At 47.5% G+C, this 12,251-nt stretch carries 1 protein-coding gene; it reads left to right on the forward strand.

Annotated elements, in window-relative coordinates; translation table 11 throughout:
* Positions 1-120: 120 nt before the first annotated feature.
* A partial coding sequence (locus tag GGD38_RS37270) for a beta strand repeat-containing protein (protein ID WP_375303973.1) occupies positions 121-12,251 on the forward strand: 12,131 nt, incomplete at its 3' end.

Genomic DNA, 12,251 nt, shown 5'->3' on the forward strand with positions numbered 1-12,251 from the left:
TTTACGCCAACGGCTGGACAGTGCGCGACTACTGCTACAATGACAATAGTGGTGAGTTCGAGTGTTACCCCAACGTTTACAGCTGTAGGGCCAATATGTTCTGGAGCAACGCTTGCGCCATTGCCAACAACTTCCAATAATGGTATAACCGGTACCTGGTCGCCAGCACTCGATAATACGACTACAACAACGTACACCTTTACGCCAACAGCCGGACAGTGTGCGACGACAGCTACTTTGACGATTACGGTCAATCCAAATGTGACACCGACGTTTACGGCTGTGGCACAGATCTGTTCAGGAGCGACACTTGCACCATTGCCAACTACTTCTACTAATGGTATAACCGGCATCTGGGCGCCAGCACTCGATAATACGACTACAACAACGTACACTTTTACGCCAACAGCCGGACAGTGTGCGACGACAGCGACCATGACAATAGTGGTGAGTTCTAGTGTTACCCCATCGTTTACGGCTGTGGGCCCAATATGTTCGGGAGCAATTTTAGCTCCATTGCCAACCACTTCAAACAATGGCATTACGGGCACCTGGTCGCCAGCACTCGATAATACGACAACGACTACGTATACCTTTACGCCAACTGCTGGTCAGTGTGCGACTACAGCTACAATGACTATCGTCGTAAGTTCCAGCGTTACGCCGACGTTTACGGCTGTTGGGCCAATCTGTTCGGGAGCGACACTTACTCCATTGCCAACCACTTCTAACAATGGCATAACTGGTGCCTGGGCACCAGCTTTAGATAATACGACAACGACTACATATACGTTCACCCCAGCAGCTGCTCAATGTGCAACTACAACGTCTTTAACTATTACCGTTAATCCAAACGTAACACCGACGTTTACAGCTGTGGGACAAATCTGTTCGGGCTCGACTTTGACTCCTTTACCAACTACTTCCAATAATGGAATTACTGGTACGTGGGCGCCGGCTTTGGATAACACTACAACGACTACGTATACGTTTACACCAACTGCTGGACAGTGCGCGACTACTGCTACAATGACAATTGTGGTGAGTTCGAGTATTACGCCGACGTTTACAGCCGTAGGACCTGTATGTTCCGGAGCAACGATTGTACCATTGCCAACCACTTCAAACAATGGCATTACGGGTACATGGGCACCGGCTTTAAATAATACAACTACTACGACTTACACCTTTACACCAGATGCTGGCCAGTGTGCGACTACTGCAACAATGACAATTGTGGTGAGCTCTAATATTACCCCGACGTTTACAGCTGTGGGACCGATCTGTTCGGGCGCTACACTATCGCCATTGCCAACCACTTCTATTAATGGTATTACCGGTACCTGGTCGCCAGCTTTGAATAATACAACTACTACGACTTACACCTTTACACCGGATGCTGGTCAGTGCGCTACTACTGTTACCATGACAATAGTGGTGAGTGCTAGTGTTACCCCAACGTTTACCGCTGTAGGACCAATCTGTTCGGGAACGACACTTGCGCCATTGCCTACTACTTCTACTAATGGCATTACGGGTACTTGGGCGCCTGCTTTGGACAATACAGCAACGACTACATATACCTTCACGCCAACAGCAGGTCAGTGCGCTACTACAACTACTTTAACTATTACTGTTAATCCGAATGTAACGCCAACGTTTACAGCAGTTGTTCCTATTTGCACTGGGGCTACTTTAACACCATTGCCAACCACTTCTACTAATGGCATTACGGGTACATGGGCACCGGCTTTGGACAACACTGCTACGACCACATACACCTTTACACCAACTGCTGGCCAGTGTGCAACTATAGCAACCATGACAATAGTGGTGAGCTCTAGTGTTACCCCGACGTTTACCGCTGTGGGACCAATCTGTTCGGGAGCAACGCTTGCGCCATTGCCTACAACTTCTAATAATGGAATTACTGGCACTTGGGCGCCGGCTTTGGACAATACGACAACTACAACCTATACCTTTACACCAACTGCTGGCCAGTGTGCGACTACTACGACTTTAACTATTACCGTTAATCCAACTGTAACACCGACGTTTACAGCAGTTGCGCCGATCTGTTCAGGAGCCACTTTGACGCCTTTGCCAACTAGTTCTAACAATGGCATCACCGGTACCTGGGCGCCTGCTTTGGATAATACGACAACGACTACGTATACCTTTACACCTACTGCTGGCCAGTGTGCGACTATGGCTACGATGACTATTGTGGTGAGTACTAGTATTACGCCGACGTTTACGGCTGTGGGCCCAATCTGTTCGGGAGCAACGCTTGCGCCATTGCCAACCACTTCTACTAATGGCATTACGGGTAGCTGGTCGCCAGCACTCGATAATACGACAACGACTACGTATACCTTTACGCCAACTGCTGGGCAGTGTGCGAATACAGCGACCATGACAATAGTGGTGAGTTCTAGTGTTACCCCAACGTTTACAGCTGTGGGACCAATATGTTCTGGAGCAACACTTGCGCCATTGCCTACTACTTCTACTAATGGCATTACGGGTACTTGGGCGCCAGCAATCGATAATACGACTACAACAACGTACACCTTTACGCCAGATGCTGGCCAGTGTGCGACTACAGCTACAATGACAATTGTGGTGAGTTCGAGTATTACGCCGACGTTTACAGCCGTAGGACCTGTATGTTCTGGAGCAACGCTTGCGCCATTACCAACAACTTCTAACAATGGCGTTACTGGTAGCTGGACACCGGCTTTGGATAACACTACAACGACTATATATACGTTCACCCCAACGGCTGGGCAGTGTGCGACTACTACGACTTTAACTATTACCGTTAATCCAAACGTAACACCGACGTTTACAGCTGTGGGACCAATCTGTTCGGGCTCGACTTTGACTCCTTTACCAACTACTTCCAATAATGGAATTACTGGTACGTGGGCGCCGGCTTTGGATAACACTACAACGACTACGTATACGTTTACACCAACTGCTGGACAGTGCGCGACTACTGCTACAATGACAATTGTGGTGAGTTCGAGTGTTACGCCGACGTTTACAGCCGTAGGACCTGTATGTTCAGGAGCAACGCTTGCGCCATTGCCAACTACTTCTACTAATGGTATAACCGGCACCTGGGCGCCAGCACTCGATAATACGACTACAACAACGTACACTTTTACGCCAACAGCCGGACAGTGTGCGACGACAGCGACCATGACAATAGTAGTGAGTTCTAGTGTTACCCCGACGTTTACAGCTGTGGCGCCGATCTGTTCGGGAGCAACGCTTGCGCCATTGCCAACTACTTCTAATAATGGCATTACGGGTAGCTGGACACCGGCTTTGGATAACACTACAACGACTACGTATACGTTTACACCAGACGCTGGCCAGTGTGCGAGTACTGCTACCATGACAATAGTGGTGAGTTCTAGTATTACTCCGACGTTTACAGCTGTGGGACCAATATGTTCGGGAGCAACGCTTGCGCCATTGCCTACAACTTCTAATAATGGAATTACTGGCACTTGGGCGCCGGCTTTGGACAATACGACAACTACAACCTATACCTTTACTCCAACTGCTGGCCAGTGTGCGACTACGGCTACGATGACTATTGTGGTGAGCTCTAGTATTACTCCGACGTTTACGGCTGTAGGCCCAATATGTTCTGGAGCAATTTTAGCTCCATTGCCAACCACTTCTAACAATGGCATAACTGGTGCCTGGGCACCAGCTTTAGATAATACGACAACGACTACGTATACCTTTACGCCAACTGCTGGTCAGTGTGCGACCACTGCTACAATGACAGTTGTGGTGAGTTCTAGCAATACGCCGACGTTTACAGCTGTGGGACCAATATGTTCTGGAGCAACGCTTGCGCCATTGCCAACAACTTCCAATAATGGTATAACCGGTACCTGGTCGCCAGCACTCGATAACACGACAACGACTACGTACACCTTTACGCCAGATGCTGGCCAGTGTGCGACTACAGCTACAATGACTATTGTGGTTAGCTCCAGCATCACCCCGACGTTTACAGCTGTGGGACCGATCTGTTCGGGCGCTACACTATCGCCATTGCCAACCACTTCCAATAATGGAGTTATGGGTACCTGGGCGCCGGCTTTGGACAATACGACAACGACTACCTATACCTTTACACCAACTGCTGGTCAATGCGCCAGTACTGCTACAATGACAATTGTGGTGAGTGCTAGCATTACCCCAACGTTTACAGCAATTGCGCCGATCTGTTCAGGAGCTACTTTAACACCATTACCTACTACTTCTAATAATGGAATTACTGGTACCTGGTCGCCAGCACTCGATAATACGACAACGACTACGTATACCTTTACACCAGATGCTGGTCAGTGTGCGACTACAGCTACAATGACTATCGTGGTAAGTTCCAGCGTTACGCCGACGTTTACGGCTGTTGCACCGATCTGTTCGGGAGCAACGCTTGCGCCATTGCCAACAACTTCCAATAATGGTATAACCGGTACCTGGTCGCCAGCACTCGATAATACGACAACGACTACGTATACCTTTACGCCAACTGCTGGTCAGTGTGCGACTACAGCTACAATGACTATCGTGGTAAGTTCCAGCGTTACGCCGACGTTTACGGCTGTGGGACCGATCTGTTTCGGAGCGACACTTGCACCATTGCCAACCACTTCCAATAATGGTATAACCGGTACCTGGTCGCCAGCACTCGATAATACAACAACGACTACATACACATTCACGTCAGATGCTGGACAGTGCGCGACTACTGCTACAATGACAATTGTGGTGAGTTCTAGTGTTACCCCATCGTTTACGACTGTGGGCCCAATATGTTCGGGAGCAATTTTAGCTCCATTGCCAACCTCTTCTAATAATGGAATTACTGGTACGTGGGCACCCGCTTTGGATAACACTACAACGACTACATATACGTTCACTCCAGATGCTGGTCAGTGCGCGACTACCGCTACCATGACAATTGTGGTGAGTGCTAGTATTACACCTACGTTTACGGCTATAGGACCTATATGTTCTGGATCTACACTTGCGCCATTGCCCACCACTTCGAACAATGGTATTACGGGTGCCTGGGCGCCAGCTTTGGATAATACCGCAACAACTACTTATACGTTTACACCAACTGCTGGCCAGTGTGCGAGTACTGCTACCATGACAATTGTGGTGAGTTCGAGTATTACGCCGACGTTTACGGCTATAGGACCTATATGTTCTGGAGCAACACTTGCGCCATTGCCTACTACTTCTACTAATGGCATTACGGGTACTTGGGCGCCAGCAATCGATAATACGACTACAACAACGTACACCTTTACGCCAGATGCTGGCCAGTGTGCGACTACGGCTACGATGACAATTGTGGTGAGTTCGAGTATTACGCCGACGTTTACGGCTATAGGACCTATATGTTCTGGATCTACACTTGCGCCATTGCCAACCACTTCTACTAATGGCATTACGGGTACATGGGCACCGGCTTTAGATAATACAACTACTACGACTTACACCTTTACGCCAGATGCTGGCCAGTGTGCGACTACGGCTACCATGACAATAGTGGTGAGTTCTAGTGTTACGCCGACGTTTACGGCTGTGGGCCCAATATGTTCGGGAGCAATTTTAGCTCCATTGCCAACCACTTCTAACAATGGCATAACTGGTGCCTGGGCACCAGCTTTAGATAATACGACAACTACAACCTATACCTTTACTCCAACTGCTGGCCAGTGTGCGACTACGGCCACCATGACAATTGTGGTGAGTTCTAGTATTACCCCAACGTTTACGGCTGTGGGCCCAATATGTTCGGGAGCAATTTTAGCTCCATTGCCAACCACTTCTAACAATGGCGTTACTGGTAGCTGGACACCGGCTTTGGATAACACTTCAACGACTACATATACGTTCACCCCAACTGCTGGTCAGTGTGCGACTACAGCGACGATGACAATAGTGGTGAGCTCTAGTATTACACCTACATTTACGGCTATAGGACCTATATGTTCTGGATCTACACTTGCGCCATTGCCCAGCACTTCGAACAATGGTATTACGGGTACCTGGGCACCAGCACTCGATAATACGACTACAACGACGTATACCTTTACACCAGATGCTGGCCAGTGTGCAACTACGGCTTCAATGACTATTGTGGTGAGTACTAGTATTACCCCAACGTTTACAGCTGTTGCACCGATCTGTTCGGGCTCGACTTTGACTCCTTTACCAACTACTTCTACTAATGGTATTACGGGTACTTGGTCGCCAGCTTTGGATAATACGACTACAACGACGTATACCTTTACACCAGATGCTGGTCAGTGTGCGACTACAGCCACCATGACAATAGTGGTGAGTGCTAGCAACACGCCGACGTTTACGGCTGTGGGACCGATCTGTTCCGGAGCAACGATTGTACCATTGCCAACCACTTCAAACAATGGCATTACGGGTACATGGGCACCGGCTTTAGATAATACAACTACTACGACTTACACCTTTACACCAGATGCTGGCCAGTGTGCGACTACTGCAACAATGACTATTGTGGTGAGCTCTAGCATTACCCCGACATTTACAGCTGTTGCACCGATTTGTTCGGGCGCTACACTATCGCCATTGCCAACCACTTCTATTAATGGTATTACCGGTACCTGGTCGCCAGCTTTGAATAATACAACTACTACGACTTACACCTTTACTCCAGATGCTGGTCAGTGTGCGATAATTTCAACCTTAACAATAGTCGTTAATTCATCTGTATCAAGCACCACTAATACAGCAATCTGTACGAACCAATTGCCATACACCTGGAATGGACAGGCTATTAATGCTGCCGGCACTTATACCGCTAGCCTGATTGCGGCCAGTGGTTGTGATTCTATCGCTACATTGAATTTGACTGTGAACCCAGCTGTAACCAGTACGACTAATACGGCTATCTGTACAAACCAACTGCCATACACCTGGAATGGACAAGCTATTAATGCTGCTGGCACTTATACAGCTAACCTGATTGCGGCCAGTGGTTGCGATTCTATCGCTACATTGAATTTGACTGTGAACCCAGCTGTAACCAGTACGACTAATACGGCTATCTGTACAAACCAGCTGCCATATATCTGGAACGGTCAAACCATTAATGGTGCTGGTGCTTACACAGCTAATCTCGCCAGTGTAAGCGGTTGCGATTCTGTTGCTACATTGGTATTAACAGTGAACCCAACTTTAACGAGCACCACCAATACCGACATCTGTACCAACCAACTGCCATATGCCTGGAACGGACAAACCATTAACGCTGCCGGTACTTATACCGCTAATCTGACTGCGGCCAGTGGTTGTGATTCTATTGCTACATTGGTATTAACAGTGAACCCAGCTGTAACCAGTACGACTAATACGGCTATCTGTACAAACCAGCTGCCATATACCTGGAACGGTCAAACTATTAACGCGGCCGGTACTTATACCGCTAACCTGACTGCGACCAGTGGTTGTGATTCTATCGCTACATTGAATTTGACTGTGAACCCAGCTGTAACCAGTACGACTAATACGGCTATCTGTACAAACCAGCTGCCATATATCTGGAACGGTCAAACCATTAATGCGGCTGGTACATATACCGCCAACTTAACCAGTGTGTCAGGTTGTGATTCTATTGCTACATTGGTACTGACTGTAAGCCCAGCTGTAACCAGCACCACCAATACCGACATCTGTACCAACCAATTGCCATATACCTGGAATGGACAAGCTATTAATGCTGCTGGCACTTATACCGCTAGCCTGATTGCGGCCAGTGGTTGCGATTCTATCGCTACATTGAATTTGACTGTGAACCCAGCTGTAACCAGTACGACTAATACGGCTATCTGTACAAAACAGCTGCCATATACCTGGAACGGTCAAACTATTAACGCGGCCGGTACTTATACCGCTAACCTGACTGCGACCAGTGGTTGTGATTCTGTCGCTACATTGAATTTGACTGTGAACCCAGCTGTAACCAGTACGACTAATACGGCTATCTGTACAAGCCAGCTGCCATATACCTGGAACGGTCAAACCATTAATGCGGCTGGTACATATACCGCCAACTTAACCAGTGTGTCAGGTTGTGATTCTATTGCTACATTAGTACTGACTGTAAGCCCAGCTGTAACCAGTACGACTAATACGGATATCTGTACCAACCAATTGCCATATACCTGGAATGGACAAGCTATTAATGCTGCTGGCACTTATACCGCTAGCCTGACTGCGGCCAGTGGTTGTGATTCTATCGCTACATTGAATTTGACTGTGAACCCAGCTGTAACCAGCACCACCAATACGGCCATCTGCACAAACCAACTGCCATACACCTGGAATGGACAGGCTATTAATGCTGCCGGCACTTATACAGCTAACCTGACTTCGGCCAGTGGTTGTGACTCTATTGCTACATTGGTATTAACAGTGAGCCCAACTTTAACCAGTACTACCAATACAGCCATCTGTACGAATCAACTGCCATACACCTGGAATGGACAGGCTATTAATGCTGCTGGTACTTATACCGCAAATCTGACTGCGGCCAGTGGTTGCGATTCTATTGCTACATTGGTATTAACAGTGAGCCCAACACTCACCAGCACCACCAATACAGCGATCTGTATAAACCAACTACCATACATCTGGAACGGCCAGACTATTAATGCTGCGGGTACTTATACCGCAAATCTGACTGCGGCCAGTGGTTGCGATTCTATCGCTACATTGAATTTGACTGTGAATTCTGCAGTAAACAGTACGACTAATACGGCCATCTGTACAAACCAACTACCATACATCTGGAACGGCCAGACTATTAATGCTGCGGGTACTTATACCGCAAATCTGACTGCGGCCAGTGGTTGCGATTCTATCGCTACATTGAATTTGACTGTGAATCCTGCAGTAAGCAGTACGACTAACACGGCCATCTGTACAAACCAATTGCCATACACCTGGAACGGCCAGACTATTAACGTGGCAGGTACTTATACTGCTAACCTGACTTCGGCCAGTGGTTGTGACTCTATAGCTACATTAGTACTGACTGTAAGTCCAGCTGTAACCAGCACCACCAATACCGCCATCTGTACGAATCAGCTGCCATACACTTGGAACGGACAAACCATTAATGCTGCTGGTACTTATATCGCAAATCTGACTGCGGCCAGTGGTTGCGATTCTATTGCTACATTGGTATTAATAGTGAGCCCAACACTCACCAGCACCACCAATACAGCGATCTGTATAAACCAACTACCATACATCTGGAACGGCCAGACTATTAATGCTGCGGGTACTTATACCGCAAATCTGACTGCGGCCAGTGGTTGTGACTCTATTGCTACATTAGTACTGACTGTAAGCCCAGCTGTAACCAGCACCACCAATACGGCCATCTGCACAAACCAATTGCCATACACTTGGAACGGACAAGCCATAAACGCGGCTGGTATATACACAGCCAATCTGACCGGTGTAAGCGGTTGTGACTCTATTGCTACATTGAATTTGACTGTGAATCCTGCAGTAACCAGTACGACTAATACGGCCATCTGTACAAACCAACTGCCATACACCTGGAATGGCCAAACTATTAATGCGGCTGGTACTTATACCGCTAACCTGACTGCGGCCAGTGGTTGTGACTCTATTGCTACATTGGTATTAACAGTGAGCCCAACTTTAACCAGTACTACCAATACAGCCATCTGTACGAATCAACTGCCATACACCTGGAATGGCCAAACCATTAATGCGGCTGGTACTTATACCGCTAACCTGACTGCGGCCAGTGGTTGTGACTCTATTGCTACATTGGTATTAACAGTGAACCCAACTTTAACGACCACCACCAATACAGCTATCTGTACGAATCAATTGCCATATACCTGGAACGGTCAAGCCATTAACGCGGCTGGCACATACACTGCCAACTTAACCAGTGTATCAGGTTGCGATTCTATTGCTACATTGGTATTGACTGTGAGCCCAACGCTGACTAGTACTACCAATACAGCCATCTGTACCAACCAATTGCCATATACTTGGAATGGTCAAACCATTAACGCGGCTGGTACTTACACCGCCAACTTAACCAATGTATCAGGTTGTGATTCTATTGCTACGTTGGTATTAACAGTGAGCCCAACACTCACCAGTACTACCAATACCGCTATCTGTACCAACCAATTGCCATATACTTGGAACGGCCAAACTATTAACGCGGCCGGTACTTATACCGCTAACCTGACTGCGGCCAGCGGTTGCGACTCTATTGCTACATTAGTTCTAGCGGTAAGCCCAATGATAACAAGCACAACTAATACAGCTATCTGTACCAACCAATTGCCATACACCTGGAATGGACAAACTATTAGCGCTGCCGGTACTTATACCGCTAATCTGACTGCGGCCAGCGGTTGCGATTCTATTGCTACCTTGGTATTAACAGTAAGCCCAACACTCACCAGTACTACCAATACCGCTATCTGTACCAACCAATTGCCATACACTTGGAACGGACAAGCCATAAACGCGGCTGGTATATACACAGCCAATCTGACCGGTGTAAGCGGTTGTGACTCTATCGCTACATTGAATTTGACTGTGAACCCAGCTGTAACCAGTACGACTAATACGGCTATCTGTACAAGCCAGCTGCCATATACCTGGAACGGTCAAACCATTAATGCGGCTGGTACATATACCGCCAACTTAACCAGTGTGTCAGGTTGTGATTCTATTGCTACATTAGTACTGACTGTAAGCCCAGCTGTAACCAGTACGACTAATACGGCTATCTGTACCAACCAATTGCCATATACCTGGAATGGACAAGCTATTAATGCTGCTGGCACTTATACCGCTAGCCTGACTGCGGCCAGTGGTTGTGATTCTATCGCTACATTGAATTTGACTGTGAACCCAGCTGTAACCAGCACCACCAATACGGCCATCTGCACAAACCAACTGCCATACACCTGGAATGGACAAGCTATTAATGCTGCTGGCACTTATACAGCTAACCTGATTGCGGCCAGTGGTTGCGATTCTATCGCTACATTGAATTTGACTGTGAATTCTGCAGTAAACAGTACGACTAATACGGCCATCTGTACAAACCAACTACCATACATCTGGAACGGCCAGACTATTAATGCTGCGGGTACTTATACCGCAAATCTGACTGCGGCCAGTGGTTGCGATTCTATTGCTACATTGAATTTGACTGTGAATTCTGCAGTAAGCAGTACGACTAACACGGCCATCTGTACAAACCAATTGCCATACACCTGGAACGGCCAGACTATTAACGTGGCAGGTACTTATACTGCTAACCTAACTTCGGCCAGTGGTTGTGATTCTATCGCTACATTAGTTCTAGCAGTAAGTCCAACACTCACCAGTACTACCAATACCGCTATCTGTACCAACCAATTGCCATACACTTGGAACGGACAAGCCATAAACGCGGCTGGTATATACACAGCCAATCTGACCGGTGTAAGCGGTTGTGACTCTATTGCTACATTGAATTTGACTGTGAATCCTGCAGTAAGCAGTACGACTAATACGGCCATCTGTACCAACCAGCTACCGTACAGTTGGAATGGACAAACCATTAACGCTGCCGGTACTTATACTGCTAACCTGATTGCAGCTAGTGGCTGCGATTCAATCGCTACATTAGTTCTAGCAGTAAGTCCAACACTCACCAGTACTACCAATACCGCTATCTGTACCAACCAATTGCCATACACTTGGAACGGACAAGCCATAAACGCGGCTGGTATATACACAGCCAATCTGACCGGTGTAAGCGGTTGTGACTCTATTGCTACATTGAATTTGACTGTGAATCCTGCAGTAAGCAGTACGACTAATACGGCCATCTGTACCAACCAGCTACCGTACAGTTGGAATGGACAAACCATTAACGCTGCCGGTACTTATACTGCTAACCTGATTGCAGCTAGTGGCTGCGATTCAATCGCTACATTGAATTTGACTGTGAATTCTGCTGTAACCAGTACGACTAATGCGGCTATCTGTACAAATCAGCTGCCATATACCTGGAATGGTCAAACCATTAATGCGGCTGGTACATATACCGCCAACTTAACCAGTGTGTCAGGTTGTGATTCTATTGCTACATTAGTACTGACTGTAAGCCC

Source organism: Niastella sp. OAS944, assembly GCA_024809215.1.
Lineage (GTDB): Bacteria > Bacteroidota > Bacteroidia > Chitinophagales > Chitinophagaceae > Niastella.